General features: G+C 61.2%; 20 protein-coding genes. 12 read left to right on the top strand and 8 right to left on the bottom strand.

The window, feature by feature from the left end:
* Positions 1 to 5: 5 nt before the first annotated feature.
* Complete coding sequence (locus tag sake_RS11380) at positions 6 to 662, bottom strand: flavin reductase family protein (protein WP_178946070.1); 657 nt, start codon at positions 660 to 662, stop codon at positions 6 to 8.
* On the bottom strand, positions 659 to 2,086 hold the full coding sequence (locus sake_RS11375; protein WP_129360413.1) for a cytosine permease: 1,428 nt from the start codon (positions 2,084 to 2,086) through the stop codon (positions 659 to 661). Before sake_RS11375 ends, sake_RS11380 begins: the two co-directional genes overlap by 4 nt.
* A 129-nt stretch (positions 2,087 to 2,215) precedes the next feature.
* On the opposite strand from sake_RS11375, the gene sake_RS11370 reads away from it, so the two are divergent.
* The 4 genes from sake_RS11370 to sake_RS11355 all read left to right on the top strand — a co-directional run bounded on the left by sake_RS11370 (position 2,216) and on the right by sake_RS11355 (position 5,973).
* Complete coding sequence (locus sake_RS11370; RefSeq protein ID WP_178946069.1) at positions 2,216 to 2,872, top strand: GntR family transcriptional regulator; 657 nt, start codon at positions 2,216 to 2,218, stop codon at positions 2,870 to 2,872.
* A gap of 165 nt (positions 2,873 to 3,037) precedes the next feature.
* Positions 3,038 to 4,054: a peptidoglycan bridge formation glycyltransferase FemA/FemB family protein gene (locus tag sake_RS11365; RefSeq protein WP_178946068.1), complete on the top strand. Its 1,017-nt coding sequence runs from the start codon at positions 3,038 to 3,040 to the stop codon at positions 4,052 to 4,054.
* An 85-nt stretch (positions 4,055 to 4,139) separates the two neighbouring features.
* The gene (locus sake_RS11360; protein WP_178946067.1) at positions 4,140 to 4,673 is read left to right on the top strand and encodes an O-acetyl-ADP-ribose deacetylase; all 534 of its coding nucleotides are present in this window, start codon (positions 4,140 to 4,142) and stop codon (positions 4,671 to 4,673) included.
* Between the two features lie 70 nt (positions 4,674 to 4,743).
* The gene (locus tag sake_RS11355; protein WP_129360416.1) at positions 4,744 to 5,973 is read left to right on the top strand and encodes a M20 family metallopeptidase; all 1,230 of its coding nucleotides are present in this window, start codon (positions 4,744 to 4,746) and stop codon (positions 5,971 to 5,973) included.
* Positions 5,974 to 6,054: 81 nt separating this feature from the next.
* Here the strand turns inward: sake_RS11355 and sake_RS11350 are convergent, their stop codons facing one another.
* The 5 genes from sake_RS11350 to eat are packed head-to-tail and all read right to left on the bottom strand — an operon-like array spanning position 6,055 to position 11,818.
* Positions 6,055 to 6,834, bottom strand: a complete 780-nt coding sequence (locus sake_RS11350; protein WP_129360417.1) for a 3-oxoacyl-ACP reductase — start codon at positions 6,832 to 6,834, stop codon at positions 6,055 to 6,057.
* A 29-nt stretch (positions 6,835 to 6,863) separates the two neighbouring features.
* A complete protein-coding gene (locus tag sake_RS11345) occupies positions 6,864 to 8,222 on the bottom strand; it encodes an aldehyde dehydrogenase (protein WP_178946066.1) in 1,359 nt (452 codons plus the stop codon).
* The gene (locus sake_RS11340; RefSeq protein WP_129360419.1) at positions 8,219 to 8,989 is read right to left on the bottom strand and encodes a gamma-glutamyl-gamma-aminobutyrate hydrolase family protein; all 771 of its coding nucleotides are present in this window, start codon (positions 8,987 to 8,989) and stop codon (positions 8,219 to 8,221) included. The genes sake_RS11345 and sake_RS11340 overlap by 4 nt, the downstream gene beginning before the upstream one ends.
* A complete protein-coding gene (locus tag sake_RS11335) occupies positions 8,976 to 10,349 on the bottom strand; it encodes a glutamine synthetase family protein (protein WP_207718907.1) in 1,374 nt (457 codons plus the stop codon). Before sake_RS11335 ends, sake_RS11340 begins: the two co-directional genes overlap by 14 nt.
* A gap of 47 nt (positions 10,350 to 10,396) precedes the next feature.
* On the bottom strand, positions 10,397 to 11,818 hold the full coding sequence (gene eat, locus sake_RS11330; RefSeq protein ID WP_178946065.1) for an ethanolamine permease: 1,422 nt from the start codon (positions 11,816 to 11,818) through the stop codon (positions 10,397 to 10,399).
* A gap of 256 nt (positions 11,819 to 12,074) precedes the next feature.
* Here eat and sake_RS11325 point away from each other — a divergent pair, with 256 nt between their 5' ends.
* On the top strand, positions 12,075 to 12,764 hold the full coding sequence (locus sake_RS11325; RefSeq protein ID WP_129360421.1) for a FadR/GntR family transcriptional regulator: 690 nt from the start codon (positions 12,075 to 12,077) through the stop codon (positions 12,762 to 12,764).
* Between the two features lie 102 nt (positions 12,765 to 12,866).
* Here the strand turns inward: sake_RS11325 and ppa are convergent, their stop codons facing one another.
* Positions 12,867 to 13,340 carry an inorganic diphosphatase gene (gene ppa / locus sake_RS11320; RefSeq protein ID WP_129360422.1) on the bottom strand — a complete coding sequence of 158 codons (474 nt, stop codon included), beginning with the start codon at positions 13,338 to 13,340 and terminating at the stop codon, positions 12,867 to 12,869.
* A gap of 212 nt (positions 13,341 to 13,552) precedes the next feature.
* Between ppa and dacB the strand changes: the two genes are divergently transcribed.
* The 7 genes from dacB (at position 13,553) to folP (ending at position 22,034) form a co-directional block, all read left to right on the top strand.
* Complete coding sequence (gene dacB, locus sake_RS11315; protein WP_178946063.1) at positions 13,553 to 14,998, top strand: D-alanyl-D-alanine carboxypeptidase/D-alanyl-D-alanine-endopeptidase; 1,446 nt, start codon at positions 13,553 to 13,555, stop codon at positions 14,996 to 14,998.
* Between the two features lie 122 nt (positions 14,999 to 15,120).
* Positions 15,121 to 16,308, top strand: coding sequence for a zinc-dependent metalloprotease (locus sake_RS11310; RefSeq protein ID WP_129360424.1), 1,188 nt, complete (start codon positions 15,121 to 15,123; stop codon positions 16,306 to 16,308).
* Positions 16,308 to 17,480 (top strand): tRNA lysidine(34) synthetase TilS, encoded by a 1,173-nt coding sequence (tilS, locus tag sake_RS11305; RefSeq protein WP_178946062.1) that lies wholly within the window; start codon positions 16,308 to 16,310, stop codon positions 17,478 to 17,480. Before sake_RS11310 ends, tilS begins: the two co-directional genes overlap by 1 nt.
* A 150-nt stretch (positions 17,481 to 17,630) precedes the next feature.
* The gene (gene hpt, locus sake_RS11300) at positions 17,631 to 18,182 is read left to right on the top strand and encodes a hypoxanthine phosphoribosyltransferase (RefSeq protein WP_129360426.1); all 552 of its coding nucleotides are present in this window, start codon (positions 17,631 to 17,633) and stop codon (positions 18,180 to 18,182) included.
* 137 nt (positions 18,183 to 18,319) lie between these two features.
* Positions 18,320 to 20,497 (top strand): ATP-dependent zinc metalloprotease FtsH, encoded by a 2,178-nt coding sequence (gene ftsH, locus sake_RS11295; protein ID WP_304999905.1) that lies wholly within the window; start codon positions 18,320 to 18,322, stop codon positions 20,495 to 20,497.
* Positions 20,498 to 20,499: 2 nt separating this feature from the next.
* Positions 20,500 to 21,069 carry a GTP cyclohydrolase I FolE gene (gene folE / locus sake_RS11290; RefSeq protein ID WP_129360427.1) on the top strand — a complete coding sequence of 190 codons (570 nt, stop codon included), beginning with the start codon at positions 20,500 to 20,502 and terminating at the stop codon, positions 21,067 to 21,069.
* Positions 21,066 to 22,034 carry a dihydropteroate synthase gene (gene folP / locus sake_RS11285; RefSeq protein ID WP_243155688.1) on the top strand — a complete coding sequence of 323 codons (969 nt, stop codon included), beginning with the start codon at positions 21,066 to 21,068 and terminating at the stop codon, positions 22,032 to 22,034. Before folE ends, folP begins: the two co-directional genes overlap by 4 nt.
* Positions 22,035 to 22,081: the final 47 nt, after the last annotated feature.

Genomic DNA, 22,081 nt, shown 5'->3' with positions numbered 1-22,081 from the left:
TCGAATCACCGCGGGTTGCCGCCGAGCCCTGCCTGGGCATTCGCGTCGGCACCGGGCACTCGCATTTCGAAGGTCTCGGTGACCACGGTGTAGTCGAAGTATCCCATGCGCGCGATCGGGCGAGCGGCCGTGATGTCGACCCGCCCGTCGTCGGTCAGATACTGCTCATCAAGGTGGATCCGTTCGACCGTCGCGTAGACCACATCGATGCTCCCGACATTAGACCGACCAGGCAGCCGGTGGGTCGTCAGGTACTTGCACTCGTAGTGGAATGGACTCTCGGCAACCATGGGCGTTGAGGAAAGGTCGGCCGTGACCTTGGTGACGTCGAGACGGTCGAATTCGTTCTCGTGCGCGTCCAGAGCCATCGCGCTCGTGTTGACTGCGTCCCTCAGATCCCACGTGGCCATGTTCCATACGAACCAGCCGGTTTTCTCCGCGTTGATCACGGTGTCCTTGCGCCGCCCGTCCGGGTACTGGTTGGCCGCGAACATGACCATCGGCGGATCGAAGGTCAGGTTCTGCCATTGGCTGTAGGGCGCAATGTTCTCGACGCCGTTTTCGCTGATGCTCGAAAGCCAACCGATCGGGCGGGGAACCGTGAGCGCTTTGAAGGGGGAATGGGCGAGCGGGCGTTCTGTCTCGTTGGGATCGTATTTCACTGTGCATACCTTTCATAGTGAGGAGAAGAGACGTCTTCTGAGGGTACGGGCTCACGACCTACGCCTTTGATCCTGGCGATCAGAAGGTACAGGCCACCTGCGACGACGAGGCCGATCAGCCACGCTATTTCGGCACCGCCGAAAAGATTCGCGACCGGGCCGACGTAGAGGGAACTGTTCATGAAGGGGACCTGGACCAAAACGGCCGCGAAGTACGCGACGAATGCCCCCTTGTTGATGGTTCCATAGGGCCCATTGCGTTGGAACAGAGCGTCGACGTCGTACTTCTTGTGACGGACCAGGTAGTAGTCGACCAGGTTGATGGCGGACCACGGTGTCATGAAGTACAGGAGGAACATGAGGAAGTCGGTGAAGACTGCGACGAAGTTATCCGAGGCCAGTAACGCAATCACGACCGCGAAGAGCGAAATGATTAGTACATAGATTGAGCGGGCGCGAGGTTTGATGACCTCGTGTCGGGCGACCGCGGTCACGATGGTTGCCAGAGACATGAAGCCACCGTAAGAACTCAGCGTATTTCCGGTGAGCTTGCCGACGACGACGGCCAGCAGTACGAGCCAGAAGAATGATCCGGCGAGCCCCGAAAGAAAACCGACCTGGTGCTCGCTGAAGGCATCGCCTCCGATCTGGGCAGCAAAGGCGCCGACCGTCATCGCCAGGGTCGCTCCGACGAAACTCCCGGCAAAGGTCCACCCGATAGTCGATTTCTGCGACGTCGACTCCGGGAGATACCGGCTGTAATCGGCAATGTACGGACCGAAAGTCAGTTGCCACGACGCGGACAACGAGATGCCGAGGATGAACGGTGCCAGCGCGAAGTTCGTATGTGCGGTGATGTCGCTCCTCATGGGACCGCCCAGAATGATGATCAGCAGAAGGATGAACACGATCCCGCTCAAAACCGATGCGGCGTGGGAGAACTTGTGGATCCACTTGTACCCTGCGATGGCGAGGACCGTGGAGAACACGGCGAAGATGATCGCACCGAATCTCACGCTGACGTGAAGAAGCGTTGCCAGAGCCTGCCCTCCGAGCACCAACCCCGTTGCATAGAAACCGATGTAAATGATGAGAGCCAGGACCAACGGCAAGATAGCGCCGTAATAACCGAATTGTGCGCGGCTTTGGATCATTTGCGGAACGCCAAGTTGCGGCCCCTGGGCGGAGTGCAGTGCCGTAATGAAGCCACCTATCAGGTTGCCGATGATGATGGCGGGAATCGACCACAGGGCGGAATTTCCCAACAGGACGAAGAGGCCGCCGGTGACCAAAGCCGTGATCGAGCTGTTGGCCGCGAACCAGAGGAAGAAGAGAGAGACGGGGGAACCGTGCCGCTCCTTGGGAGGGATCCAGTCAATGGATCGCAGCTCCATGGTTTTGGGCCCCGCTGTTGGAGTGGCCATGAGTATCTCCTTGAATCCTTTGGTCAGTGTGACTGCTGACACTCTTATTTGCGATACTCTACCGATATATTGGCTGTATATGCCAGGGTTATGCAAAAATTTCAGTACTGACTCTTAGAGAGGATGACCATGAACCGTCCCACTCGGACACGGTCCCGCACCACCCTCACCGACGTGGCTTACACGAGCATTGAGCACATGATCATCCATGGGGAGATCGAACCGCTCACGTTCGTTTCCGAGGCCGATTTCATGGAATGGACCGGGCTGGGCCGCACACCGGTACGGGAGGCCGTCCATCGACTCGCGCGTGAACGTATGGTTGAGATCCACCCAAGCCGCGGCATTCTGGTGCCCCAGGTCAGCGTCGAAGCGGAGTTGCGTATCCTCGAGATGCGGCGGGTTCTGGATCCTCTGGCGGTTCAATTGGCCTGTGAACGTTCTTCGAACGAGGAACGTGATGACATGGGGCAATTGGCCGAGCGCTTGAAAACGGAGGAATTCACGCTCGACACTTACTCGGAAACCGTCCGGCAGACACATGGTCTGATTCTCAAGGCAAGTCACAACGATTATCTGCAGGATGCGATGGTCCCACTGCAGAACCTTTCGCGTCGTTTCTGGACCGCCCACGTCGTCGACGATTCCGAAGTGCGCACAGGGGCCAAGTTGCACCGCGAGATGCTCACGGCCATCGCAGTACAGGATCTCTCTGGCGGTGAGCAAGCGGCACGGCAACTGAACGAATACCTTGTCCACTTCGCACAGCGAATAGTCTCCGGCTGAAAATAACCAGCACGATGATGAATCCGAACGCCTCCTCGGCTCCGAATACAGGGTAGAGACAATCAGCAGGGCGGCGTTTTCCGGCGTCTGTGCTGATCCATGTTGATCACCCAGAACCGGAGAGGGACGACGCCGATGTCACCGCTTCAATATACAGATTCGCCCATGTCAGTACCGCTCGCTCAGGCGAAAGGGATTGCTGGTCCGCAAACAGTGCTTCAGGGGCGATTGTGGGCACGGACCCAAACTGCCCTGGGCCACAAGACTCATCGGTTGGGCGGCCCAGGATGGTCGGCGCTGGTCATCGAGGAGAACAACGTGCTGGGGTGTATTTGGTATGTCCCGTATGGCCCGGTCGTCGAGGACGTCGAGGCCCTCGAGACCGCGGTCAAGGTCCTTCGGGATGCCGCGAGTCACGAGGGCGTTGGTTGGTTGAGGATCGAACCCGTCGTCGCAGACGGTACCCAGCCCATGAGCGCGCCCCGAGTCCGTTCCGAACTTCTGGAACTCGGTGCCCATGAGGCGCCCAGGGACATTCAGCCGCGTCGTACCCGCTGGATCGATCTCACGACGGATCCGGAAAGGATCCTGGCTGGCATGACGGGAACCAATCGGAACCTGTGGCGTCGGCATCGGGACAAGGGCTTGAGCATTGAGTCGAGCCAGGACCCGGAGGCTGTGGAAGAACTCATCGCACTGAACCACGCAAGTGCTGAGCGCAAAGGGTTCGTTGCGCACGACGCCGACTATCTGCGGGCGGTGGCCCGCTCCCTGATGCCCGCAGATGCGGGAAGGGTCTATATGACATTCCATGAAGGGCGAGTCGTCGCATCTGCGTTTGTCTATGATTCCCCGAGCACGAGGATTTTCGCCCACGCGGGAATGCGCCCCGAATATCGCAGGATGCGCCCGAATCAGCCGATGATTGCCCAGGCCATTCTGGACGCCGCCGAGCGCGGTAGCTCCGTCGCCGATCTGTTCGGTATTGCGCCTACGGATTCGCCGACGCACCCCTGGGCAGGGTTCACGCGGTTCAAGAGGTCGTTCGGTGGTGACGACGTCGAACTCGCGGGCACATGGGATCTGGCCGTCTCGACGGCTCGCTATGCGGCGTACCGCACCGTCCGTGCGGGCCGAGGTCTGGCACGAAATGCCCGAGAGATGATGCTCGCTCGCAACTAGACAATTGCCATCTGCTCGCCCGGGTCCCGAGATCCCATCGAAAACTATCGGTCCGTGTTCCGGTTCCCGGCTTTAGGCTGGGCACATGGATATAGAGATACGTCCGGGAGACATTACCGAGGTCGAGGCCGACGCGATCGTCAACGCCGCCAATTCATCGTTGATGGGAGGTGGCGGCGTGGACGGGGCGATTCACCGTGCGGGCGGGCCTGCGATCCTAGAGGAGTGCAAGAAAGTCCGGGAGACGGACTTCCCTGACGGGCTTCCTGCGGGTCGGGCAGTGGCCACGACCGCTGGTGATTTGCCGGCGCAGTGGGTCATTCACACCGTGGGACCCACCTACGCCAAGACGGAGGAGAAGTACGCGGAAAAGGCTCCGGTTCTCGCATCCTGCTACCGCAGCGCGTTGCAGATCGCCGCGGAAAACGGTGCGGAGTCCGTCGCGTTCCCCACCATTTCCGCTGGCGTCTACGGCTGGCCGATGGATGACGCGACGCGCATCGCCGTGGAGGCGATCCGTGCGATGGAAGACCAAGTCGGAGACACCATTCGCACCGTCGTTCTGGTGCCGTTCGGCCAAGAGGCGGAAGATGGGTACCGAGCGGCTTTGGCCGAGTGAGCCCAACCGCCCGCTCCGGTTGATGCTGGTCGGGGCGTACTCGAGTTGAGAGGGATTGAGAGGGATACCCATGGGAAAGAACGTCAGCGATATTTTCGCCGGGCTGGCCGAGCAGCTGAACTGGCAAGAGGAGCTGTACAAGGACCTCCACCGCAATCCGGAATTGGGTCTGAAAGAACACCGGACGTCGGAGCGGTTGCAAAAAGAGCTGGGCGATTTGGGGCTTGAGCCGAAAGTGATCGGTGGTACCGGAGTAGTTGCGGTGATCGAGAACGGGGATGGGCCGATCATCATGGCGCGTGCCGATATCGATGCACTTCCCGTGAGCGAAAGGACCGGTCTGGATTACGCCTCGAAGAACGATGGGGTGATGCACGCCTGCGGGCACGATATGCACATGGCCACGCTTCTGGGCGCGGTGCGGATCCTGGTTCAGAACAAAGACGCATGGTCGGGCACCTACGTCGCATTGTTCCAACCTTCTGAGGAGAATGCCAAGGGCGCGAGTGCCATGATCGACGACGGGCTTGTGGACAAGGTCCCACACCCCGAGGTCGTCCTGGGGCAGCACGTGATGCCTAAGCCTGCCGGCCACGTCTATACCCACTCGGGTCCCATGCTTTCCATGGCGGACTCCATTCACATCACCGTCCACGGACGCGGTTCGCATGGTTCGATGCCGCATCTGTCGGTAGACCCTGTCGTACTCGCCGCGAGCATCGTGCTGCGCTTGCAGTCGATCGTTTCCCGTGAGGTCGAACCGGGCGAGTTCGCCGTGGTGACTGTGGGCGCCTTCAACTCCGGCAAACAAGCGAACGTGATTCCGGATCGAGCCGAATTGCGCTTGAATATTCGCACCTACGACCACGATGTGCGCAACCGCGTGATCGCATCGATCGAGCGAATTGTCCGCGGCGAGTGCCAGGCCGCCGGCTCGCCCGAGGACCCGGAATTCGAGTACTACGACCAGTTCCCGCTCACGGAGAACGACGCCGACGTGACCGACCGTCTCAGCCGAGCCTTCACATCCGGATTCGACGAGGGCGTTCTCCAGACAGGATCCCCCGCGACGGCTTCCGAGGACTTCAGCGAACTCCCGGACGCTTTCGGGGTGCCGTATTGTTACTGGTTCTTCGGAGGCGCGGATGAGAAGAAATACGCTGACGCGGTGAAGAACGGCAGATTGCAGGAAGACATCCCGGCGAACCATTCGCCTTTCTTCTACCCGGTGATTCACCCGACCATCGAGACCGGAACGCGAGCCCAGGTGCTCGCGGCGCTGGAGTACTTGGTCCCATAGAAACCGAGGCTGCGAGTTGGCAAATCCGCACCACTACGGGTCGAGAGACGCGTTTTTGCCAACTCGTCGGCCGTGCAGGGTCTACTCCGGGGTGACGTACGCTCCGGAGAGTCCGCCGTCGACCAGGAAGGTGTTGGCGGTGATGAACGAGGAATCATCCGAAGCCAGAAATGCCACCGCGGCGGCCATCTCTTCCGGTTCCCCAAAGCGACCCATTGGAACGTGGACGAGGCGCCGCTGTGCTTGTTCGGGGTCCTTGGCAAATAGTTCTTTGAGCAATGGTGTGTTGACCGGACCAGGGCACAGGGCATTGACTCTGATTCCCTCGCGTGCGAATTCGACGCCTAGTTCGCGACTCATGGCAAGAACGCCGCCCTTGGAAGCGGAATATGAGATCTGGGAGGTCGCTGCGCCCATCACAGCAACGAATGAGGCCGTATTGATAATGGACCCGCTGCGTTGGGCCCGCATATGCTCCAGGGCGTACTTGCAGCAGTGGAAAACGCTTGTGAGGTTGACGTCCTGAACCCGTTTCCACGCGTCGATTCCGGTTGTGGTGATCGATGCGTCATCGCTGGGTGAGATTCCGGCGTTGTTGAACGCAACATCCACCGAACCGTACTCATCCTTGGTCCGTTGGAAGAGGGCTCTGACGCTCTCGGCGTCCGTCACGTCGGTCTTCACGAAGAGGCCGTCGACTTCGCTGGCCGCCGCCTGTCCTTGTTCCTCGGATACGTCAGCGATGACCACGCGCGCCCCTTCGGCCGCGAGGCGCCGGGCTGTGGCGAGGCCGATGCCGGAAGCTCCGCCCGTGACGACCGCGCTCTTTCCATCGAGCCGGTGTGCTTTGACGTCAGTCATGGTTTCCTCCTGTAATCGGGGTGAAGTGGTTAGTTGTTGGAAAAATAGACGTTCTTGACCTCGGTGAAGGCCTCGACCGCGTGGGGCCCGAGTTCTCGGCCGAACCCGGACTGCTTGAAGCCTCCGAATGGCGTGGAGTACCGCACGGAACTGTGGGAATTGACCGAGAGGTTGCCTGACTGGACCCCTCGGCTCACGCGCAGCGCCCGACCGAGATCCCGGGTCCAGACGGAACCGGAGAGCCCGTATTCCGTGTTGTTGGCGATGCGGAGAGCCTCGGCCTCGTCCTGGAACCTGAAGACCGAGACGACCGGCCCGAAGATTTCCTCCGTGAAACATTTCTCGGTTTCGGAATCGGCGATCAAAACGGTCGGCGGAACCCAGAAGCCGGGGCCCGCGGGCGCCGAACCCCTAAAAGCGACGTTTCCTTGATCAACGTATTCCAGGACCGAATCACGATGTCCCGCCGAGATCAGAGGGCCCATATCCGAGCTCTCGTCCAGAGGGTCGCCCACGACGAAATTCTTGACCGCAGACTCCAGATGTTCCAGGAACTCGTCGAACACCGAATCCTGCACCAGGATCCTCGATCGTGCGCAGCAATCTTGACCCGCATTGTCGAATGCACCGCCGGGTGCGGCGAGTGCGGCTGCTCGGACGTCCGCGTCGGCGAAGACGATATTCGAGTTCTTGCCGCCCATCTCCAATGTGACCCGCTTGGACCGCGGGGCGCAGCCGGCCATGATTCGTTGACCGACTGCGGTGGAGCCTGTGAAGACGATTTTGCGGACGGCCGGATGCGTCACGAAGCGTTCTCCGACCACGGATCCCTTGCCAGGGAGAACCTGGAGCACCCCATCCGGGATGCCGGAGTCCTGAGCTATTCGTCCTATGCGCAGGGCGGTCAGCGGCGTGAGCTCGGCCGGTTTGAGAACCACGGTGTTGCCCGCGGCCAGGGCCGGACCGATGGCCCATCCCGCGATGGGCATCGGAAAGTTCCACGGAACGATTACTCCCACGACGCCGAGCGGCTCGTGGAACGTGACGTTGATTCCGCCCTCGACGGGGATCTGATCTCCGAGGAGACGCTCAGGTGCGGCCGAGTAGTACTGGATGACATCGCGCACGTTTCCGGCTTCCCACCGGGCGTTGCCGATGACGTGGCCCGCATTCGCGACCTCCATTTGCGCCAGGTCCTCTTGCGCGGCATCCAAAGATTGCGCGAACCGGCGCATGATATTGGCCCTCTCCGCGGGGGCGACATGCTTCCAGGTCTCGAAAGCGACGGCAGCCCGGTCGATCGCCTCATCCGTCCGCGTCCGGTCGAAGAGCTCAACATCCTGGATCCTCATCTCATTCGCGGGATTGATGATTTCGTGAACCGTCATCGCGGGTCCTCCTTCTGCCATGGTCTGGGTGAATCTGATGCCTTTCGTGCGGAACCGTGCTCGCGGCAGGCGTTGACGAAAGCGGAGAAGAGGCGGGCATCGTCCAAACGCTTTTCTTCCGGGTGGTACTGGGTGGCCACGAGCCAGGCATCCCCGGTGCTCTCCAGGACCTGGGGCAGTCCGTCGGCCGAGCGCGCCGTGACCTTCAGGTCCCGACCGACGGCATTGATGCCCTGGTGGTGATACGAGGAGACGACGCACGAACCTCCCAGGATCCCGTATGCGAGGGTGCCGGGATCCACCGTGATTTCCGTGTCTGTGAAGACTGCGGGTGCCGCGCGGTACCGTCCACCGTCCGGAAGCACTTCCGGCAAGTGCTGATGCAGGGTTCCTCCGTGCGCGATGTTCAGGATCTGGGCTCCGCGGCAAATGCACAGGAGGGGAATATCGGCCGCTTCGGCCGCCCCGAGCAACGCGAATTCGTGAGCGTCACGGTCAGGATCCGAGACAGTGGCAGGGTGAGGCTCCTCGCTGTAACTGTTCGGATCGACGTCGGGTCCTCCAATGATCATCAGACCGTCCAGAAGCCTGAGAAATTCGGGGTGTGTCCCTCTCGGCGGAAGAAGAACTGGGCTGCTTCCGGCATCGACCAGAGCGTTCAGATAATTGCCCGGGAGAATGGCGGCCTCACCACTCCAGTCTCCCCACTGAGCGTCCTGATAGTACGTGGTGACCCCAATGACGGGTATGTTGTCAGAGTCGTTCAAAGCCTCTCTCCCTTTCCCAATCGGTCACGGCTCGTCCGAACGCTTCCAGTTCTATGTCGGCAGCGTGGGTGTAGTGATCGACGACCTGGTCACCGAACAGCTCGCGGGCAATCGTGCTCTTGGTGAACGAGTCCCTGGCCTGAGCGAGAGAACCGGGAACTCTGTCGGCCTCGGTCACATAGGCGCTGCCGGTGGTGATCGGCGGAATCGGGAGAGCCTTTTCGATCCCGTGGCAGGTCGCTGCGATGATCGCGGCAACGATCAGGTATGGGTTGACGTCGCCCCCGCCGACCCGGTTCTCGACCCGCAGTGAACAGTCCTCGCCCACGACTCGGAGGGCGCAACTGCGGTTGTCCTTGCCCCACGCGATCGCGGTCGGCGCAAAACTGCCTTCTCGGAAGCGCTTGTAGGAATTGATGTTGGGGGCGAAGAAGAGGGAGAAATCCGATAAGCAAGCGATCTGCCCGGCAATCATGTGTTCGAACACTGGGCTGAACCCGTATTCGCTGTCTCCGGTCGAGACTGGGTTCCCATCCAAGTCAGTGAGGCTGAAGTGAACGTGACAGGAATTGCCTTCGCGCTCGTTGTACTTGGCCATGAACGTGATCGATCTACCGTGCTGTGCAGCGATCTCCTTGGCCCCAGCCTTGTAAATGCTGTGATTGTCGCAGGCTGTGAGGGCGTCCCGGTATCGGAAAGTGATTTCCTGCTGGCCGAAGTTGCATTCTCCCTTGGAGGCTTCGACGGTCATCCCGGCGTGTTCCATGCCGACCCGGATATCCCGGATCACCGGTTCGAGGCGCGACGTGGCCAATAGGGAATAGTCCACATTGTGTTGCGTGGACGGTTCGAGATCCGCGTAGTGGCGCGTATGGGCGTGCTCGTAGTCTGTCTCGAACAGGATGAACTCGAGTTCCGTCGCCGCATTTGCCCGATACCCCAAGGATTCCAGCCGGTCGATCTGCTGCTTCAGCAATTGCCTCGGCGACATCGGGATCGGACGTCCGTCCGTCGAGTGGATATCGCACAGAACCAGCGCCGAACCCGGCAGCCAGGGCAGCCTCCGCAGTGTCGCGAAGTCCGGCTTCATGACCAGATCGCCGTAGCCGTTTTCCCACGACGAGCACGAGTATCCGTCCACGGTGTTGTTGTCCACGTCCACCGCCAGGAGGTAGTTGCACCCTTCGACCCCGTGGTGGGCGACGTCGTCAAGGAAGAATTGGGCGCCGCATCTCTTCCCTTGAAGTCTGCCCATAGCGTCGGTGATGCCGACGACGACAGTGTCGATTTCCCCCTTGCCCACCAGCGCCTCGAGTTCATCGAGGTCGAGCATTCCAGGCAATTTCCCTGAATCCGGCATGAGTGATCCTTTCTCCGGAGCCGATACTGGGTTGGGCTCCTAGGCGTTCATTTGAGGCGTGATTCGGCTTCGGCTATCGAAGCGAATTCTTCTTCCGGTGCACTGGTGACCACTCTGTGACGGCTGTAGAACCAGAAGTAGGCCAGTGAAAGTACAAAGACCCCGAGTGTGTACGACGCGGCGGTGACGTCGACCACGAAAGTGGCGATCACGGCGATGACAGCCAGAACCAAGGAGATCGAGGTCGTCACGATCCCACCCGGGGTGTAATAACCGCGCTTTAAATCTGGTTCCCGTACGCGCAGGATGACGTGGGAGAGATTGAGCAGTACATAGGAAACAGTGGCGCCGAATACGGCGATGTTGATCAGCAGGCCGCCGTCTCGGACGGTGGCGGCAAGAATGAATCCGATGGTCCCGGGGACCACGAGGGCCAGAGCCGGGGTGTTTCGTCCGGTCGTGAGGGACAACCAGCGAGGCAGGTACCCGGCTCGGGACAAAGCGAAGAGCTGCCGCGAGTACGCGAAGATGATGGAGAAGAAGCTCGCGACCAGACCTGCCAACCCGGCGTAATTGACGGCCTGGGCCAACCAGCTGTCCCGCCCATACACGGCACGCAGAGCATCCGGCAATGGACTTTCCGACGTGCTCATGGCAACCGCACCTGCGCCTCCCGGCGCCAAGACCAGGACGGCCAGCCCTGAGCAGAGCAGAATCAGGATGGCCGTTACGATTCCCCTCGGCATATCGCGTTGAGGATTGGCCGTTTCCTCCGCTGCGAGCGGCACCCCCTCGACGGCCAAGAAGAACCAGATCCCGTACACGAGGGCTGCGAGGACTCCGGCGAACCCGAACGGAAGGAATGAGTTGGAGCCCGCCGCCGAGACAGGCTCGAAGTCCACCAGATTCGAGGGATCGAAGTGGGGGAGCATACCGCAGACGAAGGCGATCAGGGCCGCTACGGCAATCGCGGTGATGACGAACATGACCTTGAGAGCCTCGCCGACTCCTACGCAGTGGATTCCGATGAAGACGAGATAGAACACGAGGTACAGGGGCCAGGAATTCGTGATTCCGAAGAGGCCGAGCGACTCAATATATCCGCCGATGAAGGTCGCAATCGCGGCGGGTGCGACGGCGTATTCGATCAGGATGGCCATGCCAGTTGCGAACCCTCCGAGCGGGCCCAGGGCCCGCCGCGCGAATCCGTATCCGGCCCCGGCCGTCGGCAAGGTCGAGGAGAGCTCGGCAAGACCCAGGACCATGCAGGTGTACATAAGGCCCATCAGAACGAATGCGATGAGCAGGCCTCCCCACCCACCTTGGGCGAGGCCCAGATTCCACCCGGAGAAGTCCCCGGAAACGACGTAGGCGACGCCCAGGCCGGCAAGCAGAATCCATCCCGCCGCGCCCCTGTTGAGTTGTCTCTTCCTGAGGTAATCGGACTGGTGCCGTTCGTGATCGGTCATGGAGCCCCTTCCAATCAAAGGTATTATTCACAACCTTTAACGTGGCTCACTATCATGAGGTAAGTCACATAAATCTGTCAAGAGGGCGCATAAAAGTGACACCCATCGCTGACAAAGGGTCTGTCCTAAGACCTTTGGATGCCCCATATTTGCCCAGGTCACTAGAATGAAATGAATTGGGACGCGAGAGAAGGGTGGTCGACAGGTGACGGGTGGAGCGACGGGATGTCAGCGCAATCTCGGGGATCCTCATTCGTTGATTCGTCCCGTCCGCGCAGCAAATACTCTGGAAGCGACCTTCGAGGCCTTGGTACGTCTGGTCAAGGTCGGGGCGATCCCACCGGGTGAAAAACTGCCTTCGGAGCGGGAACTAGCCGAACAGATGCACGTTTCCCGGTCGACTCTTCGAAGCGTCCTCCACGACCTTCAGGGACACGGATACCTGGAAGTCCGAAGGGGCCGCTACGGAGGAACATTCGTGACGACTGCGGTACCGGAGACGGACCTTCCCCTAGAGGTCGACCCCAGCCAAGCCAACGACATTCTGTTGTATCGATCGGTTGTCGAAACAGGGGTCGCCCGGCTGGCGGCGGAGTCCGACCTGACCGCCCGGCAGCGTCGAGACCTTCGGACGGCGTCCCAGGCGGTCATGGAAGCTCCGGCAGAACACTACCGACGGCTGGATTCGAGACTTCACATCGCCATAGCCGAAGCCACGGGATCTCGTCGACTGACTGAGTGCGTCATTGAGTCACGTGCCCTGGTCAACGATCTGCTGAACAGGATTCCTCTGCTGGCTTCCAATCTCAAGCATTCGAATGATCAGCACCGCGAACTCGTCGAAGCGATACTCGAGGGGGAGCCAGAACTTGCCGAGTCCGTCGCTCGGAATCACGTGCAGGGCACGGAGTCGTTGTTGCGCGGATTCCTGCACCTGGACCGGTAGACGAAAAACGGGCGGCGTCGCGAACCAATGGTTCGCGACGCCGCCCGTTGGAAAGCAAAGCGACGAGTCGTTCCGCGCCTGAGCGCCGGAATCGAACTCGGGCTACTTGGACCGCTCGACGGCCTCGGTGATGAGACGCTCGGCTTCTTCCTTGGAGCCCCAGCCTTCGCCCTTGACCCACTTGCCGGGTTCGAGATCCTTGTAGCGCTCGAAGAAGTGCTTGATCTCGTCCTTCTTGTAGTCCTCGACGTCGTCCAGGGTCTGGATATTGTCGAAGCGCTTGTCGGTCGGAACGCAAAGGATCTTGGCGTCTCCGCCGGCTTCGTCCGTCATGTTGAAGACGCCGATTGGGCGAGCCTCGACGATCACGCCGGGAATGATGTCGTAATCCATCACGACCATGGCGTCGAGCGGATCGCCGTCTTCGCCGAGGGTGTTCTCGAAGTATCCGTAGTGGGTGGGGTACTGCATCGACGTGAAGAGGACACGATCCAGGCGGAGGCGGCCGGTCTCGTGGTCGATCTCGTACTTAACGCGGGATCCCTGGGGGATCTCGATCGTGACATCAAGTTCCATGAATGGTTCTCCTAGAGGATGGATAGTTGCGGATTTCGTGATTTCGGTGCCTTGTTCTCGGCTTTTCTACCCCTCAATCTATCGCCCCTTATCGCCTTTTGGGAAAACCAGATCGGCGGATTTGCGCCTAAACTCGTGAAGGAGCACCTGGGCGACGGCGGTCGTCCGGCTTCTGACCGAAGACCGAACCACCAGCGAATCGAGGAGTCCCGATGAGGAAGCGTCAGCCGCAGCGATCCGAACAGCACACGTCACGCGGATGGTGGATCGCATCGGGCATCGTCGCCGTCGGCTGCATCGGGATCGGGGCATGGCTCGTGCCCACGGCCGCGGGACAATGGGACTCCTTGACCGGAGCCGACCAACCCGACGCGCTGGCCTCGGCCTCGTCGGTCGACAATCCCGTCAAGGACCTCCCTGGCGATGCGGACCAGCCAGCTCCCGCCGACCTTGCGGGGCCGCTGGAGGCCGCATCCGGCAAGCTCGACGGCGGCGGCACGATGGCTTCCCAGGTGGTGGACGTGGCCAGTGGAAACGTTCTGTATTCGGATGATGCGACGCGTCCGGTGACTCCGGCGTCGAACCTCAAGCTGCTGACGCAATTCGCGCTGCTTAGCCATGCCGATCCGAATTCGCGTTATGAAACGAACTCCTACCTGTCGGAGGATTCGAAATCGGTCACCCTGGTGGCCGGCGGCGACACGATGCTCTCGAGTGGGACCTCCGACGAGAATTCCGTGTTGGGGCACGCTGGCGTGCAGACGCTCGCGGCGCAGACCATTCAGGAACTCAAGGACAAGGGCGTCAGCGGAAAACTTCCCGTGAATCTGGATGCATCGATGTATTCGGGGCAGGGAACAAATCCGGCATGGGACTCTGCCGATGTCGACGCCGGTTACGTAACCTCCATTTCTCCGATCGCGCTATGGGACCACCACACGCAACGGCCCTCGGACGGCGAGGATGTTTCGCATCGCCCCCAGAATGCGGGGGCGGATGCCCTGAACGGCTACGTCAAGGCCCTCAACGAGGCCGGGGCGAGCCAAGGACTCAGCTTCGCATCGGGCTCGGACTCGTCCGAGGCCGCCGAACACGCGGACTCGCAACGGCTGGGATCGGTCGAATCCGCAACGGTGCTCGAACAGGCCAAATACATGATGGAGAATTCGGACAATGTTCTTGCCGAGGTGCTGGGTCGTAACGCCGCGATTGCCGCAGGCAATGAAGGATCCATCGAGGGCGCCATCAAAACCGTCAAGCAGACGCTAACCGGCGCGGGGATCTCCACGGATGGACTGATACAGAAGGACTCCTGCGGACTGTCCGCGGACAACCGCGTGACTCCCATAACACTGGCCCAGATCATCGCGCACGCGACCCAGTCCGAAACGGCGACCTCTAACCTGGCGGAAACGTTGCCCGTCGCCGGCGGAACAGGAACTCTGGCGAGTCGCTTCGAGGCCGATGACGCCTCGGCCGCGCAGGGCAGCGCTCGTGCGAAAACGGGAACACTTCTCAAGGTCAATTCCTTGACCGGGTACACCACGACGTCGCAGGGTCGCCTCTTGGCCTACTCGTTCGTCGTCAACGACGTGACGAATTCCGAGGCCGCAACGACCGCTCTCGATGCTTCGGTCGCTGCGTTGACCAAACTCTGAACTCCGTACTCGGACGGGAAGACGAGCGGTCCGATCGCACGCGCCGTCCCTGAGGAGTTCTCCGGACAGGATCGGCCGATCCGCTCAGGTTGGGTTCAAAGTCGTGTGGCATCGTAGGGATCATGAGTGAGAACATCATCAGTTGGAACGCCGCAGCCGCTACCGCCGCGCGGTTGACTCCCGCCGGGCCCAAATTGTCCGCTGGGGCAACGCGTCGAGTCGTCGAGTCCGTGCGATACAACGCGACCGCATCCGTGGATCACGTGCATCGGATCACCAGGCTCGATGCGGCGGAGAATCTTCACGACTCCGAAGTGCTGGTGGTGGACCGGGCCGGATGGTCTCGAGCAAATTCCCAAACTTTCTCCTACATCCTCAATCGGCTGGTCCAAGCCGGGATGAAGGAAAGATTTGACGAGATGGGGCAGGTTGATCGCAAAGTCGCCGAAGTCGGCACCGCCGTCGAACTCGGGGGAGTCCTTTCGTTCATGTCGAGCAAGGTCTTGGGTCAGTACGACCCGTTCGCGGCGCTCGGTGGCTTTGGTGCTTCGGGCGGTCGTTTGCTCCTCGTGGCCCCCAATATGGTCATGATCGAAAAGGAGCTCAACCTCGAACCGGAAGATTTCCGCTTATGGGTGTGTCTCCACGAACAAACACACCGCGTCCAGTTCGCGGCGGCACCGTGGTTGCGCGAGCACATGCTCGGGTTGATGTCCCGATTGCCCCAGTCCGTTGCCGGTGGCGGCCGGGAGCTCGTGGACCGGCTGCTCGAAGGGGCGAGCGAGGTCGTCCGCAATGCGACCCAGAAAGACGAGGCTTCTCCCAAGGCGCGGGTCGACGGCGCCACGCCGAACTCCTCGGAAGACTTGCGCCCCGTGCCCAAGAACCGGATGACGGCCTTGCTGGACAAGGAATCGGCGGCCGTTTTCTCGGAGCTGACCGGGATCATGAGTCTGATGGAAGGCCACGCGAACGTCGTGATGGACGCCGTCGACTCGAGCATTGTGCCCACGGTCAAGACCATTCGGCGTCGCTTCGACAGCCGGGGCAAGAACCGCGGCGCTCTCGATACCCTGATCCGCAAGGCCATGGGGCTCGACATCAAGATGCGTCAGTACCGTGACGGTCAGGCTTTCGTCCAGACCATCGTCGACGAACGCGGAATGGAACAGTTCAACCGTATTTGGGAAGGCCCTGAAAACCTCCCGAGCGAACTCGAGATCCACAATCCGAGGCTCTGGATCGAGCGGGTCCTCGACGGAATACCACGGGACGCCAGTGCCCGCGGCTTCTCCGGAGACGCGAGCTAGTGGCACAGACCGGGCGAAAAGGCCGGCTTCATCCCTCCGTGGGGTCGGCACGCAAGAAATTTGTCGATGTCCTCGAGGATCACCTCCCGGGCTTCTGTGCGGCGCCCACGGGCCGGACCCGAGGCGACGTACCTGACGAAGCCGGGGATGTGCCTTTGGCTCTGGTCGCGTGCAGTGGCGGCCCCGATTCGCTGGCTTTGGCCTCCGTCGCGGCGCATTTCGCCCGACGCGGGGATCTGCGGGTGGGTGCCGTCATCGTGGACCACGCTCTCCAGGACGGCAGTTCGGAACAAGCCGAGCGAGCCGCGACAGAGTGTCGGAGGCTCGGTCTCGACCCGGTGCGCACGGTTCGTGCGGTGGTCAGAAGTCAAGGAATGGGACCCGAAATGGCCGCCCGCACGGCCCGCTATGAGGTGCTCGACCGCACGGCCCGCGAGGAGGAAGCGCGTGCCGTTCTGTTGGGCCATACTCTGGACGATCAGGCCGAAACCGTGATGCTGGGACTCGCTCGAGGCTCGGGGACCCGTTCCCTGTCCGGTATGCCCCAGGCCCGACGCATAGACGAACCGGCGACCGAGGACGCGGCTCTTCTGATTCGCCCGTTCTTGGACCTACGCCGGCGAGACACGCTTGCGATCTGCGAGGCCGAGGGAATCGAGCCCTGGCACGATCCTACGAATGAGCATCTGGCGTTTCGTCGAAACCTCGTCCGGCACGAGGTCCTTCCCTTTCTCGAGGAGAGGATGGGGCCGGGGATAACTCAAGCCCTCGCGCGGACGGCGGCCGTCTTGGGGCCGGATGCAGAATTCCTGGAACAACGAGCAGATGAGGTCGCGCGAACCGCAGCGGCGGACCCTGCCGACTATCAGCCCGTACCGATGAAAGAGGGCCAGCGGCCGGCAGGGGCGTTGTCCATGCCGGAACTTCGCGCAGCCCATCCCGCGATGCGCCGGCGTGTGCTGGCCCGTGCCATCGTGGCAAGCGGGGGAGAGTCTCCCAGTTTCGAGCGGCTCCGGGCCCTGGACGAATTACTGGCCGGGCACGGAAATGCCGGCCCAATTCAGATGGCCGGTCATGTGGCCGTCTGGAGACGCCGCCCGCTGGCACAGCCGGGATCAGAGCAGCATCGACAAGGCCGGGACGGCGCTCTGGTCCTCATCCGGTCTTCATAGGACGTCAATGCGTTGATTCCGGGCGTTTCGGAAACAGTAATGCGCGTGGAGAACAGACGGGTAGAGTTGCCATGTGTCGTCGCGATCCGCGAAGTCTGGCGCCGGATTGCACGACCCCCAAGATTTCAGTGACTCAAGCAGGAGACAGCAGTGGATTCACAGGACGTCAAGGACGATCTCAAACACGTGCTCTTCACCAAAGAAGAGATTCAGGAGAAGATCGCCGAGCTCGCGGCCCAGGTAGACAAGGACTACGAGGACAGAGACGTTCTTCTGGTCGGTGTGCTCAAGGGCGCGGTCATGGTGATGGCCGATCTGTCTCGTGCTCTGCACGCGCATTACACCATGGACTGGATGGCTGTTTCATCTTATGGTTCCGGGACCAAGTCCTCCGGTGTGGTTCGCATCCTGAAGGATCTGGACACGGATCTGCACGGTCGCGATGTGCTGATCGTCGAGGACATCATCGATTCCGGACTCACCTTGTCCTGGCTCAAGTCCAACTTGGAGTCGCGTGGGGCCAATTCGGTGGAAATCTGTGCACTCCTGCGCAAGCCGGCGTCGGTCAAGACGGAGATTCCGGTCAAGTACATCGGCTGGGACATCGATCCCGAATTCGTGGTCGGCTACGGCCTGGATTTCGCCGAGCAATATCGCAACCTCGATTGCATCGGAACGCTCGCGCCCCACGTATATTCCTAAGGGTCTCGCGGGACCTTCCATGAACCTCGGCAGATGTCCGCTGTGAGGTGAAGAGCGCACGCTCCTCACCTCTCGGCGGTAGCCTATTCCGAGAATTAAATCTCGACCGTGAACGCCTCACGCGGAGGAAAAATAGCTTGGCTCAGCAAAACAGCAACCAGAAGAAGCCGCTCAAGGACAGAATCCTGAAGGGGCCTTATTTCTGGATCTTCCTGGCGCTTTTGGTTCTGCTGCCCGTGATCTTCGTCTCCACCTCGTCGAATACGAATCGGGTGGACACCAACGTGGGCATGGAATTGCTCAAGGACGACAAGGTCGACGAGGCCAAGATCTACGACGGCGACCAAAAGGTTGAGCTGTCGCTCAAGGACAACTATCACGAGGGCGATCGGGACCTCGGGAAAAAGGTTGACTTCTACTACGTCCAGCCGCGTTCGGGCGACGTTGTGAAAGCCATGGACGACGCCGGGCTCAAGGGCTACACGGATCAACCCGTTCAGAACAACTGGTTCACCTCGATGTTGGGCTTCATCGTGCCCTTCCTCCTCATTATGGTGATCTTCTGGTTCCTCCTCTCCCGCATGGGCGGTGGCGGCGGCCAAATCATGAACTTCGGCAAGTCCAAGGCCAAGAAGTTCAACAAGGAGAATTCGACCGTCAAGTTCGCCGACGTCGCCGGTGCTGACGAAGCGGTCGAGGAACTCCACGAGGTCAAGGAATTCCTGACCGAACCCGCCCGGTTCACCTCCGTCGGGGCAAAGATTCCCAAGGGCGTGCTGCTGTACGGCCCACCCGGAACGGGCAAGACCCTGCTCGCCAAGGCGGTGGCGGGCGAGGCCGGCGTTCCGTTCTACTCGATCTCCGGTTCCGACTTCGTCGAAATGTTCGTCGGCGTGGGTGCTTCGCGCGTTCGTGACCTCTTCGAGCAGGCCAAGCAGAATGACGCGGCCATCATCTTCGTCGACGAGATCGACGCTGTCGGCCGCCAGCGCGGCGCCGGAATGGGTGGCGGCAACGACGAGCGCGAGCAGACCCTGAACCAGCTTCTCGTGGAAATGGACGGCTTCGACGAGAACACCAACATCATTCTGATCGCCGCGACCAACCGTCCGGACGTTTTGGATCCGGCGCTCTTGCGCCCCGGCCGTTTCGATCGGCAGATTGGCGTCGACGCCCCTGATCTCAAGGGACGAAAGCGCATTCTCGAGGTTCATGCCGAGGGCAAGCGCCTAGCAGAAAACGTCGAACTCGGCTCCGTGGCCAAGCGGACGCCCGGTTTCACGGGTGCGGATCTGGCCAACGTCATGAACGAGGCCGCCCTTCTGACCGCACGGTCCAACGCGCAGATCATCGATGACCGTGCCCTGGACGAGGCAATCGACCGTGTGATCGCGGGCCCGCAACGTCGTTCGCGCCTCATGAAAGAACTCGAGCGCAAGATCACGGCCTACCACGAGGGCGGACACGCCCTGGTTGCCGCGGCACTGCGCAACACCGACCCGGTCACCAAGATCACCATCCTGCCGCGCGGTCGGGCGCTGGGTTACACCATGGTCATGCCCGTCGACGACAAGTACTCGACGACCAGGAATGAGCTTCTCGATCAGCTCGCCTATGCCTTGGGCGGACGAGCTGCCGAGGAAATCATCTTCCACGATCCGTCCACGGGAGCCGCGAATGACATCGAGAAGGCTACCGGCACGGCTCGCAAGATGGTCACGGAATACGGAATGAGCTCGGTCATCGGTTCGGTCAAGCTCGGCTCGGGGAATTCGGAACCGTTCATGGGCCGCGACGCCGGCGCCAGCGGACCGGAGTACTCCGACGAGTTGGCGGCCAAGATCGACGCCGAAGTTCGATCCCTCATCGACAGCGCACACGACGAGGCCTACGAGATTCTCACTCAGAACCGCGACGTCCTGGACCGCCTCGCATTCGAGCTCCTGGATAAGGAGACGCTCAACGAGCACGAGATCGCAGAGATCTTCAAGGACGTCCGCAAACGTCCTTTGCGCGAAGTGTGGTTGTCCAAGGAGACCCGTCCGGTTTCGAGCATGCCTCCGATCACGACCCCCGCAGAAAAGCAGGAGGCCGCCGAGGCCGGTGCTGAGGACCCCGAGAACATGGCTCCTCAGGATCAGGCCGTGGCCGCAAAACCAGAGCATCCGCTCGAGGTCCCGGAGAATTCCTCGGGAGCGACGCCGCCGGAAAGCGGCCCGCAGCCCGGTCCGGGAGAGCCCGGGTCGGACAACCCCGGTCAGGGGCCGGCGGGTTCGCCCGGCCCCGATGACGATACGCCAGGTCAGCAGGGGTAAGAATGGATCAGCCTCGTATCGAAGCCGCCGTCCGTGAAATCCTCTCCGCTATAGGCGAGGACCCGGACAGGGACGGGCTGAAGGATACCCCGGCGCGGGTCGCTCGTTCTTATGCCGAGGTCTTTTCCGGTATGGGGGGCGATCCCGCCGAACTGTTGTCCAAGACCTTCGATATCGATCATTCCGAGATGGTGTTGGTCAAGGACATCAGCTTCTTCTCGATGTGCGAACACCACTTGGTGCCGTTCTACGGCTTGGCCCATGTGGCATATATTCCGGGCACGGACGGCAAGGTGACTGGTCTGTCGAAATTCGCCCGCCTCGTGGACCTCTATGCCAAGCGACCCCAAGTCCAGGAGCGTCTCACGACTCAGATCGTCGAGTCCATCGAAGACTTTCTCGATCCCGCGGGCGCGATGGTTGTCCTGGAAGGCGAACACATGTGCATGTCGATGCGCGGGATCCAAAAGCCCGGGACCAAGACGGTCACCTCGGCCGTTCGGGGGCAAATGCGAGACACCGCCACACGCTCTGAGGCGATGGGACTCATCATGGGAGGGAAACAGCGGTGAACGCTCCCGTAGCCTCCTTCGGCGGCCCCGGAGACGCGTCCAGCGTGCCTCCGGAATCGTCCGCCGCGCGGGGGTGGGGATCCTTTGCCGACTTGCCGCAGGACCGGACATTGGTCATGGGTATTCTCAACGTCACGCCCGATTCCTTCTCTGACGGGGGCGAACACGATGACACGTCGCGAGCCGTGTCGCACGCCCTGAAGCTTGTAGCACAAGGCGCCGACATCGTCGACGTCGGCGGGGAGTCGACCCGCCCAGGAGCAACACCCGTCGCAGCGTCGACGGAACGCCAGAGAATTCTCCCCGTCATCGACGAACTGGTTGCCCGAGACATCGTCGTTTCGGTGGACACCATGCATGCGAGTACGGCGCAGGCGGCTGTCGAAGCCGGTGCCCACATCATCAACGACGTCTCGGGCGAGCGGGTCGAAGACGCAATGATTGACGTCGTGCGCGAATCCGGGGTGCCGTATATCCTCATGCACTCTCGCGGAGACTCCAGATCAATGGACCGGCTGGCTCATTACCAGAACACGGTCGAGGACGTTCGGGCCGAACTGATTCAGTGGCGTCAACGACTCTTGGACGCCGGGATCGCGCCGGGTCAGATCCTCGTCGACCCCGGTTTGGGATTCGCGAAGAGCGGCGACCAGGACTGGGAGCTCTTGGCACGGATGGACCGGATTGCGGATATCGGTCACCCCGTGCTGATTGCGGCCTCCCGTAAACGATTCATTGGAACATTGATGGCTCAAGCGCGTGCTACTTTCCCCGAACCATTGGGGGAAACATCACAAAAGGTGCCGCGTCCGTCGGAGCGCGACGCCTCGACCGCCGCAATTTCGGCCCTCGCGGCGGAAAGAGGTGCTTGGGCCGTGAGAGTCCACGACGTCGCATCAACCCGGGATGCGGTGGAAGTCACCCGTAAACTGCTCGCGATCAAAGCCGTATCTGACGCATCCTGATAGTCAACGCACTCAATAGCATCGCAATGCGACACATCACTTGCACC

It is taken from the genome of Kocuria sp. TGY1127_2, assembly GCF_013394385.1.
In the GTDB taxonomy this organism is placed as follows: domain Bacteria; phylum Actinomycetota; class Actinomycetes; order Actinomycetales; family Micrococcaceae; genus Rothia.
The sequence above is the reverse complement of the archived record's forward strand: the minus strand, read 5'-3'. Positions and strand labels throughout refer to the sequence as shown.

What these genes read in the sequence shown, in the direction of transcription:
- sake_RS11375 (WP_129360413.1), bottom strand. Translation starts at nt 2,086, where the DNA reads ATGGCCACTCCAACAGCGGGGCCCAAAACCATGGAGCTGCGATCCATT.
- sake_RS11370 (WP_178946069.1), top strand. Translation starts at nt 2,216, where the DNA reads ATGAACCGTCCCACTCGGACACGGTCCCGCACCACCCTCACCGACGTG.
- sake_RS11365 (WP_178946068.1), top strand. Translation starts at nt 3,038, where the DNA reads ATGTCAGTACCGCTCGCTCAGGCGAAAGGGATTGCTGGTCCGCAAACA.
- sake_RS11360 (WP_178946067.1), top strand. Translation starts at nt 4,140, where the DNA reads ATGGATATAGAGATACGTCCGGGAGACATTACCGAGGTCGAGGCCGAC.
- sake_RS11355 (WP_129360416.1), top strand. Translation starts at nt 4,744, where the DNA reads ATGGGAAAGAACGTCAGCGATATTTTCGCCGGGCTGGCCGAGCAGCTG.
- sake_RS11350 (WP_129360417.1), bottom strand. Translation starts at nt 6,834, where the DNA reads ATGACTGACGTCAAAGCACACCGGCTCGATGGAAAGAGCGCGGTCGTC.
- sake_RS11345 (WP_178946066.1), bottom strand. Translation starts at nt 8,222, where the DNA reads ATGACGGTTCACGAAATCATCAATCCCGCGAATGAGATGAGGATCCAG.
- sake_RS11335 (WP_207718907.1), bottom strand. Translation starts at nt 10,349, where the DNA reads ATGCCGGATTCAGGGAAATTGCCTGGAATGCTCGACCTCGATGAACTC.
- eat (WP_178946065.1), bottom strand. Translation starts at nt 11,818, where the DNA reads ATGACCGATCACGAACGGCACCAGTCCGATTACCTCAGGAAGAGACAA.
- ppa (WP_129360422.1), bottom strand. Translation starts at nt 13,340, where the DNA reads ATGGAACTTGATGTCACGATCGAGATCCCCCAGGGATCCCGCGTTAAG.
- dacB (WP_178946063.1), top strand. Translation starts at nt 13,553, where the DNA reads ATGAGGAAGCGTCAGCCGCAGCGATCCGAACAGCACACGTCACGCGGA.
- sake_RS11310 (WP_129360424.1), top strand. Translation starts at nt 15,121, where the DNA reads ATGAGTGAGAACATCATCAGTTGGAACGCCGCAGCCGCTACCGCCGCG.
- folE (WP_129360427.1), top strand. Translation starts at nt 20,500, where the DNA reads ATGGATCAGCCTCGTATCGAAGCCGCCGTCCGTGAAATCCTCTCCGCT.